The following is a 15,956-nucleotide window of genomic DNA, read 5'->3' as shown; positions in this document are numbered from 1 at the left end:
TGGCCATAGCCCGGCAGGATATTCAGCACGCCGGCTGGAATGCCCGCTTCAAGCGCTAGCTGAGCCAGGCGAATGGCGGTCAGCGGCGATTTTTCCGAGGGTTTGACGATTACCGAGTTACCGGTAGCCAGGGCTGGGCCGAGCTTCCAGCAAGTCATGATCAGCGGGAAGTTCCACGGCACGATGGCCGCGACCACGCCAACCGGCTCACGGGTGACCAGGCCCAGTTCGTTGTGCGGAGTGGCCGCCACTTCGTCGTAAATCTTGTCGATCGCCTCGCCGCTCCAGCGGATCGCGCGCGAAGCACCCGGCACATCAACGCTCAGCGCATCGCCGATCGGCTTGCCCATGTCGAGGGTTTCCAGCAGCGCCAACTCTTCAGCGTGCTGATCCATCAGGTCGGCGAAGCGAATCATCGCCTGCTTGCGCTTGACCGGGGCCAGACGCGACCACACACCCGACTCGAAGGTGGCGCGGGCGTCACTCACCGCCAGTTCCGCGTCAGCCAGGTCACAGCTGGCCACCAGGCCGAGCAGACGGCCGTCGACCGGGCTGACGCACTCGAACGTCGCCCCCGAAACAGCGGCGCGGTATTCGCCATGGACGAAGGCGCGGCCTTCGATCTTCAGATTCTTGGCGCGCTGCTCCCAGTCGGCACGAGTCAGGCTAGTCATTCGTACATCCTCTATCGCTAGTAGAGCGCGGCAGGTTGGCCGCACGCGCTGTCAAAAATACGGCAGGCTTTAGGCAAGCCCGATCCTGCCGGCAACACTAAACCAGCGGCCTGCACAGTTCCAATATTTTTTACAGATGAGCGTCAATCAGCCTTGTTATGTGCGCTTTATTAAACATAGACTGCAAAAATCTTCACCCAACCACCCATAAGCCTGGCGATAGCAGGCGCTCAATCCATAGCGGACCGCTTATGAACATCGAAAAGATCGTCGACTTCGCCACCGTCACCACCACGCCCGAGCATTACCGCCCGGCCGCGGAAAAAGTCCTCAAGGGCGACCCCGAGCAAAGCGTGCGTAACCACTACGGCAGCCCTTGCGGGCAGTTCAACGCGGGCATCTGGGAAGGCGCAGTGGGCCACTGGACGGTCAACTACACCGAACACGAGTACTGCGAAATTCTCCAGGGCGTCTCGGTGCTGCGCGACAAGGACGGCAACGCCAAGACCCTGCGCGCCGGCGACCGCTTCGTTATCCCGGCCGGCTTCTCCGGCACCTGGGAAGTACTGGAGCCCTGCCGCAAGGTCTATGTGATGTTCGAGCAAGCCGCGAGCTGATTCATCGCTTTCACGCGTCACCCTTTAGCCCGCCACGTGCGGGCTTTTTATGGCCTGCCATCCCTGGCGGCCACCCTGCGGGCCGTTGCTACGCAACGTTAAAAATGGCTCCCAGCCATTTTTTATGGCCTGCTCCTAATGAGGCCAAATCGCAGGCAAGAAAAAACCCGCTAGAAGCGGGCTTTTTCGGCAAGGTGCCAGATCAATTACTTGATCTTGCCTTCCTTGTAGATCACGTGCTTACGCACAACCGGATCGAATTTTTTGATTTCGATTTTGTCCGGAGTGGTGCGCTTGTTTTTGTCGGTAGTGTAGAAGTGACCAGTACCGGCACTCGAGATCAAACGGATCAATTCACGCATGACTTTCTCCTTAAACCTTTTCGCCGCGAGCGCGCAGCTCGGACAGAACGACGTCAATACCACGCTTGTCGATGCAACGCATGCCTTTGGCAGAAACGCGCAGACGCACGAAACGGTTCTCAGACTCGACCCAGAAGCGGTGATGCTGCAGGTTCGGCAGGAAACGACGACGGGTTTTGTTGTTTGCGTGGGAAATGTTATTCCCGGTTACCGGACCCTTACCGGTAACTTGACAGACTCTCGACATGCCTCAGCCCTCTAAAACCACATGCCCAACCCGGCATGGGTTGGCCGCTAATATTCAATCTTGGCGCTCAGCGCCGCGTATCTCGAGGGTCTTACCGGCCGTACCTGAAAGCGCAAGAACCGGGCCCCTACAAAAGAGCGCTGCTTTATACCAGAAAGCCTAAAGCGCAACAAGGCTAAACGTACTTTCCTCACTGCGGCGCTAGCCCCTGCAGACCGCGCTCAGGCCAGCAGCCAAGGGCGGCGCGGCGCACAGACCACTCGTCGCCAAGATCGTTTGCCCTGCGGCTGCCTAATGGCCTAGGGTTAGCCTTTCGCCGGTGCACAGCATAGCGCGCACCGCATTGCTCAGGAGTTTGCCATGCGCCTCGCCGCCTTTCCGCTGCTACTCGCCCCGCTGCTGATTCCCGCGCTGGCGCATGCCAGCACCCTTAGCGTGTGCACCGAGGCCAGCCCCGATGGCTTCGACGTAGTGCAGTACAACTCGCTGACCACCACCAACGCCTCGGCCGACATGCTGATGAACCGCCTGGTGGAGTTCGACGCATCCAGCGGCACCTTGCAACCCAGCCTGGCACAAAGCTGGGAAGTCAGTGCCGACGGCCTGAACTACAGCTTTACCCTGCGCCCCGGGGTGAAATTCCACCGCACCGACACCTTCAGCCCCAGCCGCCCACTGAATGCCGACGATGTGCTGTTCAGCTTCCAGCGCATGCTCGACCCCAACCACCCGTGGCACAAGGTGGCGCAAAGCGGCTACCCACATGTCCAGTCGATGCAGTTACCGAGCCTGATCAAGAGCGTGGAAAAAACCGGCGAGCACAGCCTGCGCTTCACCCTCAACCGCCCTGACGCGACCTTCCTGGCCACCCTGAGCATGGGCTTTACCTCCATCTATTCGGCCGAATACGCGGCGCAGCTACTGGCTGCTGGCACCCCAGAAGAGCTCAACAAACAGCCGGTCGGCAGCGGCCCGTTTATCTTCAAGCGCTTCCAGAAAGACGCCAGCGTGCGCTACAGCGCCAACCCGGAGTACTTCGCCGGCAAGCCGGCGGTGGATAACCTGGTGTTCGCCATCACCCCGGATGCCAACGTGCGCCTGCAGAAGCTACGCCGCGGCGAATGCCATATCGCCTTATCGCCCAAGCCACAGGACGTGCAGGCGATCGGCGCGGACAGCACGCTGAAAAGCACCCACACCGCCGCCTTTATGACCGCCTTCGTCGGCATCAACAGCCAGCACGCGCCGCTGGATAAGCCCGCCGTGCGCCAGGCGATCAACCTGGCCTTCGATAAAGCCAGCTACCTCAAGGCGGCGTTCGAGAACAGCGCCACACCGGCCAACGGCCCCTACCCGCCCAATACCTGGAGCTATGCCGCCGAGCTGCCGGGCTATGCCCACGACCCGCAGAAGGCCCGCGCCCTGCTGAAAGAAGCCGGCCTGGCCGACGGTTTTAAAACCACCATTTGGACCCGCCCCAACGGCAGCCTGCTCAACCCCAACCCGAGCCTGGGCGCGCAGTTGCTGCAGGCCGATCTGGGCAAAGTCGGTATCCAGGCAGAAATCCGCGTAATCGAGTGGGGCGAACTGATTCGCCGCGCCAAGGCTGGCGAGCACGACCTGCTATTTATGGGCTGGGCGGGCGACAACGGCGACCCGGACAACTTCCTCACCCCGCAATTTGCCTGCGCCTCGGTCGAATCCGGACTGAATTTCGCCCGCTACTGCGACCCACAACTGGACAAGCTGATCAGCGCGGGCAAAACCAGCAGCGACCCCGCGCAGCGCAGCCAGTTTTATAAAGAAGCGCAAACAATCATCCAGCAACAGGCGCTGTGGTTACCGCTGGCACACCCGACTGCCTACGCGCTGATGCGCAAGGAAGTCGAGGGTTATCGGGTCAGCCCGTTCGGCCGCCAGGACTTTGCCAAGGTGCGCCTGGCCCCCTGACGCTCACCCCGATTTCGTGGGAGGGGCTTTAGCCGCGACAGCCCCGCCCCATCAGCCGACCTACAGCCAGCCGTACTCGGCCAGCGACAACGGCTCACCGTCGCCGACGATAAAGTGGTCGAGTACGCGTACATCCACCAGCTCCAGGGCTTCTTTCAGCCGACGGGTCAGCACCCGATCCGCCTGACTCGGTTCGGCGACGCCAGACGGATGGTTGTGGGTCAGGATCAACGCCGCCGCGTTATGCGCCAACGCACGCTTGACCACCTGGCGCGGGTAGACACTGGTGCTGTCGATGGAGCCATGAAACAGCGCCTCAAACGCCAGCACCCGGTGTTTGGCATCGAGAAACAGGCAGCCAAACACCTCATGCGGCTCATGGCGTAACAGCGCTTTCAGGTAATCACGCACGGCTTGCGGGCTTTCCAGCGCCGAATCACGGCGCAGTTGCTCGGCCAGGTGCCGCCGCGCCATCTCCAGCACCGCCTGCAATTGGGCGAACTTGGCTGGGCCTAGGCCCAGGCGCTGGCTGAACGAGGCCAGATCGGCCTGCAATAAAGCGCGCAGACTGCCGAAATCGCCCAACAGGTGGCGCGCCAGATCCACCGCGCTCTGCCCTGGCACGCCGGTCCGTAGGAAAATCGCCAGCAATTCGGCATCGGTCAGGCTCGCCGCGCCCTGCCCCAGAAGCTTCTCACGCGGGCGTTCGGCCGCGGGCCAATCGCGAATACTCATAGCACCTCCATGTGAGCCTGAGCGGCTCCTGACGCCGCTGTTCCCCTGCGGCCGCTGTGATATCGTAGCCCAACTTTGCGCGGCGACTGGCCTGGGGAGGCGTCACCGCCGCGGCGCACATTCATCAGGTTCGGCACAGAACGTCTGCCACGCGAAGGTCAGGCCTCATAAAACGGGCGAGCAGTGCACGCAATGCGTGCCATCCAAACTGCCGAGCCTGCTTTAAACGCCACACCCGCAATGCCTCGGCAGCTTTCGTACTGAACCTCTTATAAAGGCAGGCTTATGCAGCGGCTGTATCGGAAACGCATCATTGTTGGCGTGGGCGGCGGTATTGCCGCTTATAAAAGTGCTGAACTGGTTCGCCGCCTCAAGGATCAGGACGCCGACGTTCGCGTGGTGATGACCAAGGGCGGCCGTGAGTTCATCACCCCGCTGACCCTGCAGGCACTGTCCGGACACCCGGTGCACCTCGACCTGCTCGACCCTGAGGCCGAAGCCGCCATGGGCCATATCGAACTGGCGCGCTGGGCCGACCTGGTACTGATCGCCCCCGCCACCGCCGACCTGATGGCGCGCCTGGCACAAGGCGTGGCCGATGATCTGCTGAGCACCCTGGTGCTGGCCACCGACGCCCCCGTCGCGCTGGCACCGGCGATGAACCAGGCCATGTGGCGCGACCCGGCGACCCAGGCCAATGCCCAGCTGCTGACCCAGCGCGGCCTGCACCTGTTCGGCCCGGCGGCCGGCAGCCAGGCCTGTGGCGATCTCGGCCTGGGCCGCATGCTCGAAGCCGAGCAACTGGTGCAATGCGCCGCCGACTGTTTCCAGCATCAGGCGCTGACCGGCAAGCACGTGCTGATCACCGCCGGCCCGACCCAGGAAAACATCGACCCGGTGCGCTATATCACCAACCACAGCTCCGGCAAGATGGGCTTCGCCCTCGCCGAAGCGGCCGCCGAAGCAGGGGCCAAGGTCACCCTGATCAGCGGCCCGGTGCACCTGCCGACACCCGACCGGGTCACCCGCATCGATGTCACCAGCGCCCGCGACATGCTCGCCGCCTGCGAAGCCGCCATGCCCTGCGACCTGCTGATCGCCGCCGCTGCGGTGGCCGATTACCGCCCGGAAGTGGTCGCCCAGCACAAATTGAAGAAAGACCCGAGCAGTGGCGACGGTCTGCTCCTGCAAATGGTGCGCAACCCGGATATTCTCGCCACCCTGGCCACGCGCACTGACCGGCCGTTCAGCGTCGGTTTCGCCGCCGAAACCGAGAACCTGCTGGAATATGCCTCGCGCAAGCTCAAGGACAAGAATCTCGACCTGATCGTGGCCAACGACGTGGCCAACCCGAGCATCGGCTTCAACAGCGAAGAAAACGCCATCACCATTATCGACCGTGAGCTCCAGCAGAGCAGCTTCGCCCAGACCAGCAAAAGCAAGATCGCCCGCCAATTGGTGAGCTTTATTGCCGAGCGCCTGGCACGCAGCTGACGCCTTACTCACCGACCACAGAGCCTGATATGCACGCCTTACAAGCCAAGATCCTCGACCCGCGCCTGGGCAACGAATTCCCCCTGCCGCATTACGCCACACCAGGCTCCGCCGGCCTCGACCTGCGCGCCATGCTCAAGCAGGAGCTGGTGCTTGAGCCTGGGCAAACCGTGTTGATCCCCACGGGCCTGTCGATCTACATCGGCGACCCTGGCCTGGCGGCGATGATCCTGCCGCGCTCGGGGCTGGGCCATAAGCACGGCATCGTGCTCGGCAACCTGGTCGGCCTGATCGACTCGGACTACCAGGGCGAGCTGATGGTGTCCTGCTGGAACCGCGGCCAGAGCGCCTTCACCATTGCTATCGGCGAGCGCATCGCGCAGCTGATCCTGGTGCCGGTGGTGCAGGCGCATTTCGAGCTGGTCGAGCAGTTCGATGAAAGCCAGCGCGGCGCAGGCGGCTTCGGTCACTCCGGCAGCCACTGATTACCCCAATCTATTCCAGGATGAATTGCCGAGGAGACGCTGCATGAAACTCTTCAAGCGCACTGCCAAGGACGCCAGCGCCGACGCGCCCGACGCCAAGGGTGCAAGCGCCGCAACTGGCCGCGCCAAGTCCAGCCTCGGTGCCTTGCTGCCAGGCCTGCTGCCGGCCGTTATCGGCATCGTCCTGGCCGGAGCCCTGCTCTGGTTCGGCCCGCTGAATACCGCCAACCAGCAACAGATGCAGCAGCTCAGCCAGGCGTGGGGCGGCGGCCAAGCCACCGTGCTGCAAAAAGCCCTCGAACAACTGGCTGCCGACACCCAGGCAGCGGCGCGCAACCCGCAGCTGCTGCAGGCGCTGCAGAGCCAGGACATCAACCAGATCCGCGCCGCCGAACGCAACCTCAGTTACTGGCACGCGGTGGTCGACGCTCACCTCAACCCGCGCGGCCAGGCCGTGCAGGACATGGGCCGCAGCGCGCCGATGAACTTTGCTGCACTGGACATGCTGCGCCGCGTGGAAAACGGCCAAGCCGCCGCACCCGAGGCTTACAAGGTCGGCCAACGCTGGTTGGTCTATAGCGCCGCGCCACTGCGCCTGAGCGCCGGCGAGCCGCTGCATGGCACCCTGTTGCTGGTGGTCGATCTCGAGCGCCTGCTAGCCAGCCTGCCCGTGATGCCGGCGGAAATCGGCCAGGTCCAGCTGATCCAGCAGTTCAACAACACCGCCGCCCAGGTGCTCGCCCAACGCGGCCAGGCCAAAGGTCCCGCACAGGCATTTGCCACCGGCAACCCCAACTGGTCGCTGAGCTTCACCCCCGGCCCATCGCTGACCGACTCGGTGTTCTCGCCGCTGTTGCTGGCCATCGCTGGGCTGATTGCCCTGGCCGGGGCCCTGGTCGGTCTGTACCTGCTCAACAGCACCCTGCAACACCAGCTGCGCGATGACGTGCTGCAACTCGGCCAGCTGGTCAAGGAACTCTCCGCCGGCAAGGCGGTAAAAGCCTTCAGCCTGCGCCTACCAGCCCTCGACATCCTCGCCCAGACCCTCGCCCGCCTGCCGCGCAGGGCCACCGAACAGGTCGCTGTGGCACCCGCCGACAGCCCCGAGCGGGCCAGCGCCATGCAGGCCCAGGCGGCATCCATGGTCGACCCGCTGTTCCAGGACACCGATATCCTCGATATCGACATCCTCGACGAAGACCAGGACCTGCTCGGCCTCGATGAGCCCGCCCCCGCGCCGGTGAAGCCGAGCGTGCCCCAGCTGCCGGCCGACATCTTCCGCGCCTACGATATTCGCGGCGTGGTCGGTCGCACCCTGAATGGCGAAACCGCCTACTGGATCGGCCGCGCCATCGGCTCGCAGAGCCTGGCCCAGGGTGAACCGAACGTTGCCGTGGGCCGCGATGGCCGCCTGTCCGGCCCGGAGCTGGCACAACAACTGATCCAGGGCCTGCTCGACTGCGGCTGCACGGTCAGCGATGTCGGCATGGTGCCGACCCCAGTGGTGTATTACGCCGGACATATTCTCACCGGCAAATCGGCGGTGATGCTCACCGGCAGCCATAACCCGGCGGACTACAACGGCTTCAAGATCGTCATCGCCGGCGACACCCTGGCCAACGAACAGATCCAGGCGCTGAAAACCCGCATCGACAGCAACGACCTGGCCACTGGTGTCGGCACGGTCGAGCAGGTTGATGTGCTGGAGCGCTACTTCAAGCAAATCCGCGACGACATCGCCATGGCCAAGCCCATGCGCGTGGTGGTCGATTGCGGCAACGGTGTGGCCGGAGTTATCGCCCCACAGCTGATCGAGGCGCTGGGTTGCTCGGTGATTCCGCTGTACTGCGAAGTCGACGGCAACTTCCCCAACCACCACCCCGACCCCGGCAAGCCAGAGAATCTGGCCGACCTGATCGCCAAGGTAAAAAGCGAGAAAGCCGATATCGGCCTGGCCTTCGACGGTGACGGCGACCGTGTCGGCGTGGTGACCAACACCGGCACCATCGTCTACCCGGACCGCCTGTTGATGCTGTTCGCCAAGGATGTGGTATCGCGCAACCCTGGTGCCGACATCATCTTCGACGTCAAATGCACCCGCCGCCTGACCCCACTGATCAGCGGCTACGGCGGCCGCCCGGTGATGTGGAAGACCGGCCACTCGCTGATCAAGAAGAAGATGAAGGAAACCGGCGCGCTGCTGGCCGGCGAAATGAGCGGGCATATCTTCTTCAAGGAGCGCTGGTTCGGCTTCGACGACGGCATCTACGCCGCCGCCCGCCTGCTGGAAATTCTCAGCCAGGACCGCCGCGACGCCGAGCATGTGTTCAGCGCCTTCCCCAACGATATCTCCACCCCGGAGATCAATATCGAAGTCACCGAGCAGAGCAAGTTCAGCATCATCGAACGCCTGCAACGCGACGGCGTGTGGGGCGAAGGCAATATCACCAACCTCGATGGCGTGCGCGTCGACTACCCCAAAGGCTGGGGCCTGGTACGCGCCTCCAACACCACGCCGGTGCTGGTGCTGCGCTTCGAGGCGGAAACCGAACAGGAACTCGAACGGATCAAGGAAGTGTTCCGCGCCCAGCTGTACAGCGTCGTACCTGATCTCGACCTGCCGTTTTGATTGAATCGCGAATTTTCTACTGGAGCCCTGCATGACCCTCGAACGTGATGCCGCCACCAATGTCGCCAAGGTACTGTCCGAAGCACTGCCGTATATCCGCCGGTTTGTCGGCAAGACCCTGGTGATCAAGTACGGCGGCAACGCCATGGAAAGCGAAGAGCTCAAGCAAGGCTTCGCCCGCGACATCGTGCTGATGAAGGCCGTCGGCATCAACCCGGTGGTTGTGCACGGCGGCGGCCCGCAAATCGGCGACCTGCTCAAGCGCCTCTCCATCGAAAGCCACTTTGTCGACGGCATGCGCGTCACCGACACCGCCACCATGGACGTGGTGGAAATGGTTCTCGGCGGCCAGGTCAACAAGAGCATCGTCAACCTGATCAACCAGCACGGCGGCAGCGCCATCGGCCTGACCGGCAAGGATGCGCAACTGATCCGCGCGAAGAAGCTGCAGGTTACTCGGCAGACGCCGGAAATGACTCAGCCGGAAATCATCGATATCGGCCATGTCGGTGAAGTCACCGGGGTCAACACCGACCTGCTGAACATGCTGGTCAAAGGCGACTTTATTCCAGTGATCGCGCCGATTGGTGTCGGCCCGGATGGCGAGTCCTACAACATCAACGCCGACCTAGTCGCCGGCAAGGTCGCCGAAGCGCTGAAAGCCGAAAAGCTGATGCTACTGACCAATATCGCCGGCCTGATGGACAAACAAGGCCAGGTACTCACCGGCCTGACCACCGAACAGGTCGACGGCCTGATCGCCGATGGCACCATCTACGGCGGCATGCTGCCGAAGATCCGCTGCGCCCTGGAAGCCGTGCAAGGCGGCGTGACCAGCGCGCACATCATCGATGGCCGGGTGCCAAACGCGGTGCTGCTGGAAATCTTCACCGACAGCGGCGTCGGCACCCTGATCTGCAACCGCAAACGTCACTAAGAACCTGTTTACGATCTGCTGCGCGTCGACCCTACTGCGTTAAAAACAGGCTCGGAATGCTCATTTACATCAGTAAACTCCGCTTCCTCGCCTGTTTTCGCCTTGTAGGCCTCTAGCTCGCAAGATCCTAAATAGGTTCTAAGCATCCATAAGCAAATCAGCCGGGTAATCCTGGCTGATTCAGGTGCCTGATCGACCGCTCAACGCCTTGCCGTGCAACGCGTCAGCCCTGATGCTCAGGCCTCCCACACGGCCAACCAGAGGCTTATCCCATGCCAACCGCACCGTCGCGCGAAGCCTTCCGCTTTTTCCACAGCCTGCGCGTGCGCTGGGCCGAGGTCGATCCGCAGAGCATCGTCTTCAATGGGCATTACCTGACCTATGCCGATGTCGCCATCACCGAATACTTTCGCGCGCTGGGCATCCGCTATCCGGGCGACCTGAGCCGTGATGGCGGGGATTTCTTCGCGATCAAGACGCTGCTCGAATACCTGGCCCCGGCGCGCTTCGATGATGAGCTGCAGATTGGCATCCGGGTCGCCCGCCTGGGGCGTTCCAGCCTGACATTTGCCTTGGGTATCTGGCGCGGCGAACAGCCGTTGACCAGTGGCGAAGTGGTGTACGTGCATGCCGACAGCGCCAGCCGCACCAGCAGCCCGCTGCCCGAATGGCTACGTTTGAAGATTCAGGGTTATGAGCGCTGCGCGCCGCAGCAATGACTCACTGACGCCGGTTCAACAGCTCGGCAAGCCGATCACGATCCGCATCGAAGCTGCTATCGGCTTCTTTGCGGGCCGCCTGATAGCGTTCAATATCGCTATTCAGGCGCTCCTGCTCGGCCTTCTGGTTGTCGATCTGCGCCAGCAGGTGCGCCGGCACCGCACGCCCTGCACGCTCGTGATCGGCGGCCTGGCTCTGCAGGTTAGCCTGCTGCGTACGCACCGACTGCAAGTTACCGCGCGCCACACCAATCAGACCATCCAATTCACTCAGCTTGCGCTCACGCGCGCGGTCAACGTCTTCCGGCGTGCTGTACAGGCGCAACAACTGCGCATCGGTGCTGGCGCGGGCCTTGTCGGCCAGCAGGCGCTTCATCTCCTCGGCACTCGGGGCCGGCGGAATGACCTTGACCACCCGGCCCTGGTCGTTGAGCACTTCATAGCCCTTGGCGATGAATTCCGGCGGCACGCCCTGACGGCTGAGCACCGTGGTGCCCTTGTCATCGACATAGCGGTACAGCTCAGCCGCACCCGCCACAACCGGCAGCAATAGGCCAAGCAACAGCGAACAGCAGGTCAAGGCAGGTCTACGCATCGATACAGCACCTTATCGGCAGGTTAGATTCCGTATTCGGCGCGGTAGGCTTCTACCGCTGGCAGATACTGCTTGAGTTCAGCATCCTCTGCCAGATATTCCAGCACCTGCTCGAGTGACACAATGCTCACCACCGGCATGCCGTAGTCGCGCTCGACTTCCTGGATCGCCGAAAGCTCGCCCTTGCCGCGCTCCTGACGGTTCAACGCGATCAGCACGCCCGCGGCCTGCGCACCCTGGGCCTGGATGATCTGCATCACTTCACGGATCGCCGTACCGGCGGTGATCACGTCATCGATGATCAACACCTTGCCCGCCAGCGGCGCGCCGACCAGGGTGCCGCCCTCGCCGTGATCCTTGGCTTCCTTACGGTTGAAACACCAGGGCATGTCGCGCTGATGATGCTCAGCCAACGCCACGGCGCTGGTCGCCGCCAGCGGAATGCCTTTGTAGGCAGGGCCAAACAGCACATCGAAGTCGATGCCGCTGTCGACTATCGCCGCCGCATAGAAACGCCCGAGCTGAGCCAGGGCCAAACCGCTGTCAAACAGCCCGGCATTGAAGAAATAAGGACTGATACGCCCGGATTTGAGGGTGAACTGGCCAAAGCGCAGAACCCCACGCTCGATGGCAAAACGGATGAAATCGCGTTGATACGCTTGCATGGAAAAGTCCCGGACGGCACGGATTTACTAGGTAATTTAGCTAATAGAGGTGAGCTCGGGTATCATACACGCACGTGATTTTGGGGGCCATTTATGCGGATCATCAGTGTGAACGTGAATGGTATTCATGCGGCAGTCGAGCGCGGTTTGCTCAGTTGGCTGCAAGCACAGAATGCCGACGTCATCTGCCTGCAGGACACCCGCGCCTCCGCCTTTGAACTGGACGACCAAGCCCTCCAACTGGATGGCTATTTCCTCTATGCCTGCGATGCAGAAGTGCCCAGCCAAGGTGGCGTGGCGCTGTATTCGCGGTTGCAACCCAAGGCGGTAATCAGCGGCCTCGGCTTTGAAATGGCCGATCGCTATGGGCGCTACCTGCAGGCCGATTTCGACAAAGTAAGTATTGCCACCATGCTGATGCCTTCGGGGCAGCAGGGTGATGAGAGCTTGAATCAAAAATTCAAGTTTATGGACGACTTCACCCATTATTTGGACAAGCAGCGCCGCAAGCGCCGCGAGTACATCTATTGCGGCTCGTTCTACGTGGCGCACCAGAAGCTCGACGTGAAAAACTGGCGCGACTGCCAGCAATCACCTGGTTTCCTTGCACCGGAACGTGCCTGGCTGGACGAAGTGATCGGCACCATGGGCTATGTCGATGCACTGCGCGAAGTCAGCCGCGAAGGCGACCAGTTCAGCTGGTGGCCGGACAGCGAGCAGGCCGAACAGCTCAACCTCGGCTATCGCTTCGACTACCAACTGCTGACGCCCGGCATGCGCCGCAGCATCCGCAGCGCCCGCCTGCCGCGTCAGCCGCGCTTCTCGCAGCACGCGCCGCTGATCGTCGATTACGACTGGATTCTCAGCGTATAGCCTGAACAACAGGCAGAAAAAAGCCGGCGATCTGCCGGCTTTTTTACATCTGCGAAACGCTTACTTCACCAAGCGCCAGGCGAAGGGATAACGATAGGCCTGGCCTTCATTAGCCTTGATCCCGCCAATAATAGTCAGCACCAGCGCTGCGATGCTGACCAGCACCAGCAGCGGGAAGCCCACCACGACGACCATCAACAGGAAGCACAGCAGCGCGGCCAGGGCCACGCTGATCTGGAAGTTCAGCGCTTCCTTGCCCTGAGCATCGACGAACGGATCGAGGTCCTTCTTGATCTGCCAGACGATCAACGGCCCAAGCAGGTTGCCGAAGGGAATCACCAGCCCGAGAAAGGCGGCGAAGTGGCAGAACATGGCCCACTGGCGGGCTTCAGGACCGGGAACCGGCTGTGGCGCTTGGGACTCGTCGCTCATGGTGCTTCTCCTTGCGTGATGGGCTTCTTTTAGTAAAGCTCAATCAGTCAGCCAGAGCCGCTTGTTGCAGCTCGAACAGCTCAGTCATGCCTTTCTGCGCCAACGCCAGCATGGCATTCAGCTCAGCCGGCTGGAACGGCGCGCCTTCGGCGGTGCCCTGCACCTCGATAAAGCCACCGGTGCTGGTCATCACCACGTTGAGGTCGGTCTCGGCGGCGGAATCTTCCAGGTAATCCAGATCCAGCACCGGCTCGCCCTGGTACATGCCTACCGATACCGCAGCGATCATCTGCTTGAGCGGGTCGCCGCCTTTCAGGCCGCCACGCTTCTTGATCACTTTTAGCGCATCGACCAGCGCCACCATGGCACCAGTGATGGACGCGGTGCGGGTGCCGCCGTCAGCCTGGATCACATCGCAGTCGACGTACAGGGTGTTCTCGCCCAGCTTGGACATATCCAGCGCGGCGCGCAGCGAACGGCCGATCAGGCGCTGGATTTCCAGGGTGCGGCCGCCCTGCTTGCCACGACTGGCTTCACGCTGGTTACGGTCGCCGGTGGCGCGCGGCAGCATGCCGTACTCGGCGGTCAGCCAACCCTGGCCCTGGCCTTTGAGAAAACGCGGTACGCCCGACTCGACACTGACCGTGCAAATCACTTTGGTATCGCCAAACTCCACCAGCACCGAACCCTCGGCATGCTTGGTGTAGTTGCGGGTGATGCGAATCGAGCGCAACTGATCGGCGGCGCGGCCACTGGGACGTTTCATTTAGGAATACCTGCTCTGAATAAAAAATCTGCTCGGCATTATAGGGCCGTAAGCCCGTGGCGGTATGCCGAATTGGGAGCGCCCGACGCACTGCGCTACAATCCTGCGCCTTTCGTTCCGATTTTTCGCGAGGTTTGCCCCATGATTCACAGCATGACTGCCTTCGCCCGCGCCGAGCAGGCCGGTGCCAACAGCACCCTGAGCTGGGAGCTGCGCTCGGTCAACCATCGCTACCTGGAACCTCACCTGCGCCTGCCAGAAAGCTTCCGCGACCTCGAAGGCGCAGTGCGCGAAGCGCTGCGCAACGGCCTGTCGCGCGGCAAAGTCGAATGCACCCTGCGCTTTAGCGACGACAATGCCGGCAAAGCTCTGCAAGTCGATCTGGAGCGCGCCGCACAACTGGTCGCCGCCGCCGAAAGCGTGGCTGGCCTGATCAAACAGCCCGCCGCACTCAACCCGCTGGAAGTGCTCGGCTGGCCCGGGGTACTGGTGGCCGATGCCGCTGACCCTCAAGCATTGAATCAGAGCGCTCTGAGCCTGTTCACCGAGGCGCTGAACGAACTGAAAAACGGCCGCGAACGCGAAGGTAGCGAACTGGCCAAACTGCTCAATGAGCGTCTGGACAGCATCCTCGAACAAGTAGTCGCCCTGCGCGAACTGGTGCCGCAGATGCTTGCCGGCCAGCGGCAAAAGATTCTCGACCGCTGCGCCGAGATGCAGGCCGAACTCGACCCGCAGCGCCTGGAGCAAGAGCTGGTAATCCTCGCGCAGAAAAGCGATGTCGCCGAAGAGCTGGATCGCCTCAGCACCCATGTCAGCGAAGTGCGTCGCGTGCTGAAAACCGGCGGACAGGCAGGCCGCCGCCTGGACTTCCTGATGCAGGAACTCAACCGCGAAGCCAACACCCTCGGTTCCAAGGCCTTCGACACCCGTAGCACCCAAGCCGCCGTCAACTTGAAAGTCTTGATCGAGCAGATGCGCGAACAAGTGCAGAACATCGAGTAAGCCACTGCTAGGCTTTACCCACGGAAATACAGGACACGCACATGGCCACCAGCGGCACGCTCTACATTATTTCCGCCCCCTCGGGCGCAGGCAAAAGCAGCCTGGTCAAAGCGCTGATCGACAGCGAAGCACACATCCGCGTGTCGGTGTCACACACCACGCGCGCCATGCGCCCGGGTGAGGTGGACGGTGTGCACTACCACTTCGTCGATCACTCGCAGTTCACCGCCATGCTTGAACAGAGCGAGTTCCTTGAACACGCCCAGGTGTTTGACAACTATTACGGCACCTCGCAGCGCTCGCTAGAGAAAACCCTGGCTGAAGGCATCGACCTGATTCTGGAGATCGACTGGCAAGGCGCTCAGCAGGTGCGCCGCCTGATGCCGCAGTCAAAATCGATCTTTATCCTGCCGCCGACCCTGGAAGCCCTGCGCCACCGCCTGACCAACCGCGGCCAGGACAGCGGCGAGATCATCGAGCGGCGCATGCGTGAAGCCGTCAGCGAGATGAGCCACTACGTCGAATACGACTACTTGCTGATCAACGATGACTTCTCGCACGCCTTGAGCGATCTGAAGGCGATTTTCCGCGCCAATCAGCTGCTACAAGGCCCACAACAGCAACGCCACAGCGGTTTGCTCAGCGAGTTACTGGTCTGACTTATCGCCCGGCGGCAAATCAAAGCTTCCCTTAATGCTGGTGATTTTTTAGACTATCCAGTCCGCTCGCCCATTTGGGCCCAGCTCTACTACGCATTTGCTACGAGGAACA

The 15,956-nt window shown here is 62.1% G+C and carries 18 protein-coding genes; 10 read left to right on the top strand and 8 right to left on the bottom strand.

The window, feature by feature from the left end:
* Positions 1–674: aldehyde dehydrogenase family protein (locus tag WBK23_RS11670; protein ID WP_424484120.1), on the bottom strand; the 674-nt coding region annotated here is incomplete at its 3' end.
* Positions 675–925: 251 nt separating this feature from the next.
* On the opposite strand from WBK23_RS11670, the gene WBK23_RS11665 reads away from it, so the two are divergent.
* Positions 926–1,291, top strand: a complete 366-nt coding sequence (locus tag WBK23_RS11665; protein WP_424484119.1) for a cupin domain-containing protein — start codon at positions 926–928, stop codon at positions 1,289–1,291.
* Positions 1,292–1,497: 206 nt separating this feature from the next.
* On the opposite strand, the gene rpmG is transcribed toward WBK23_RS11665, so the two are convergent.
* Both rpmG and rpmB read right to left on the bottom strand, forming a co-directional pair.
* A complete protein-coding gene (gene rpmG, locus WBK23_RS11660; RefSeq protein WP_007894709.1) occupies positions 1,498–1,653 on the bottom strand; it encodes a 50S ribosomal protein L33 in 156 nt (51 codons plus the stop codon).
* A 10-nt stretch (positions 1,654–1,663) separates the two neighbouring features.
* On the bottom strand, positions 1,664–1,900 hold the full coding sequence (gene rpmB, locus WBK23_RS11655; RefSeq protein ID WP_090240685.1) for a 50S ribosomal protein L28: 237 nt from the start codon (positions 1,898–1,900) through the stop codon (positions 1,664–1,666).
* A 360-nt stretch (positions 1,901–2,260) separates the two neighbouring features.
* Here rpmB and WBK23_RS11650 point away from each other — a divergent pair, with 360 nt between their 5' ends.
* Entirely contained in the window at positions 2,261–3,850 is a 1,590-nt protein-coding gene (locus tag WBK23_RS11650; protein ID WP_424484118.1) for an ABC transporter substrate-binding protein, read from the top strand.
* Between the two features lie 60 nt (positions 3,851–3,910).
* Here the strand turns inward: WBK23_RS11650 and radC are convergent, their stop codons facing one another.
* Positions 3,911–4,585 (bottom strand): RadC family protein, encoded by a 675-nt coding sequence (radC, locus tag WBK23_RS11645; protein ID WP_424484117.1) that lies wholly within the window; start codon positions 4,583–4,585, stop codon positions 3,911–3,913.
* Positions 4,586–4,870: 285 nt separating this feature from the next.
* Here radC and coaBC point away from each other — a divergent pair, with 285 nt between their 5' ends.
* From coaBC to WBK23_RS11620, 5 genes are all read left to right on the top strand, one after another.
* Positions 4,871–6,079, top strand: a complete 1,209-nt coding sequence (gene coaBC, locus WBK23_RS11640; RefSeq protein ID WP_424484116.1) for a bifunctional phosphopantothenoylcysteine decarboxylase/phosphopantothenate--cysteine ligase CoaBC — start codon at positions 4,871–4,873, stop codon at positions 6,077–6,079.
* Between the two features lie 29 nt (positions 6,080–6,108).
* A complete protein-coding gene (dut, locus tag WBK23_RS11635; protein ID WP_397492156.1) occupies positions 6,109–6,564 on the top strand; it encodes a dUTP diphosphatase in 456 nt (151 codons plus the stop codon).
* Between the two features lie 43 nt (positions 6,565–6,607).
* On the top strand, positions 6,608–9,193 hold the full coding sequence (locus tag WBK23_RS11630) for a phosphomannomutase/phosphoglucomutase (protein ID WP_424484115.1): 2,586 nt from the start codon (positions 6,608–6,610) through the stop codon (positions 9,191–9,193).
* Positions 9,194–9,224: 31 nt separating this feature from the next.
* Positions 9,225–10,130, top strand: coding sequence for an acetylglutamate kinase (argB, locus tag WBK23_RS11625; RefSeq protein WP_424484114.1), 906 nt, complete (start codon positions 9,225–9,227; stop codon positions 10,128–10,130).
* 272 nt (positions 10,131–10,402) lie between these two features.
* Positions 10,403–10,849 carry an acyl-CoA thioesterase gene (locus WBK23_RS11620; protein WP_424484113.1) on the top strand — a complete coding sequence of 149 codons (447 nt, stop codon included), beginning with the start codon at positions 10,403–10,405 and terminating at the stop codon, positions 10,847–10,849.
* A 1-nt stretch (position 10,850) separates the two neighbouring features.
* Here the strand turns inward: WBK23_RS11620 and WBK23_RS11615 are convergent, their stop codons facing one another.
* Together WBK23_RS11615 and pyrE are read right to left on the bottom strand one after the other, a co-directional pair.
* Positions 10,851–11,444 carry a DUF4124 domain-containing protein gene (locus WBK23_RS11615; RefSeq protein WP_424484112.1) on the bottom strand — a complete coding sequence of 198 codons (594 nt, stop codon included), beginning with the start codon at positions 11,442–11,444 and terminating at the stop codon, positions 10,851–10,853.
* Positions 11,445–11,467: 23 nt separating this feature from the next.
* Positions 11,468–12,109 (bottom strand): orotate phosphoribosyltransferase, encoded by a 642-nt coding sequence (gene pyrE / locus WBK23_RS11610; protein ID WP_424484111.1) that lies wholly within the window; start codon positions 12,107–12,109, stop codon positions 11,468–11,470.
* A gap of 93 nt (positions 12,110–12,202) precedes the next feature.
* On the opposite strand from pyrE, the gene WBK23_RS11605 reads away from it, so the two are divergent.
* Positions 12,203–12,982 carry an exodeoxyribonuclease III gene (locus tag WBK23_RS11605; protein WP_424484110.1) on the top strand — a complete coding sequence of 260 codons (780 nt, stop codon included), beginning with the start codon at positions 12,203–12,205 and terminating at the stop codon, positions 12,980–12,982.
* A gap of 60 nt (positions 12,983–13,042) precedes the next feature.
* On the opposite strand, the gene WBK23_RS11600 is transcribed toward WBK23_RS11605, so the two are convergent.
* The gene (locus tag WBK23_RS11600; protein WP_424484109.1) at positions 13,043–13,414 is read right to left on the bottom strand and encodes a DUF4870 domain-containing protein; all 372 of its coding nucleotides are present in this window, start codon (positions 13,412–13,414) and stop codon (positions 13,043–13,045) included.
* Between the two features lie 43 nt (positions 13,415–13,457).
* On the bottom strand, positions 13,458–14,180 hold the full coding sequence (gene rph / locus WBK23_RS11595; protein ID WP_275960216.1) for a ribonuclease PH: 723 nt from the start codon (positions 14,178–14,180) through the stop codon (positions 13,458–13,460).
* 141 nt (positions 14,181–14,321) lie between these two features.
* Here rph and WBK23_RS11590 point away from each other — a divergent pair, with 141 nt between their 5' ends.
* Together WBK23_RS11590 and gmk are read left to right on the top strand one after the other, a co-directional pair.
* On the top strand, positions 14,322–15,185 hold the full coding sequence (locus WBK23_RS11590; protein WP_424484108.1) for a YicC/YloC family endoribonuclease: 864 nt from the start codon (positions 14,322–14,324) through the stop codon (positions 15,183–15,185).
* Between the two features lie 41 nt (positions 15,186–15,226).
* A complete protein-coding gene (gene gmk / locus WBK23_RS11585) occupies positions 15,227–15,844 on the top strand; it encodes a guanylate kinase (protein WP_424484107.1) in 618 nt (205 codons plus the stop codon).
* Positions 15,845–15,956 lie beyond the last annotated feature (112 nt).

Source organism: Pseudomonas sp., assembly GCF_049653025.1.
Taxonomy (GTDB): Bacteria; Pseudomonadota; Gammaproteobacteria; order Pseudomonadales; family Pseudomonadaceae; genus Aquipseudomonas.
Note: the sequence above shows the minus strand (reverse complement) of the source record. Positions and strands in the feature narration are given on the sequence as shown.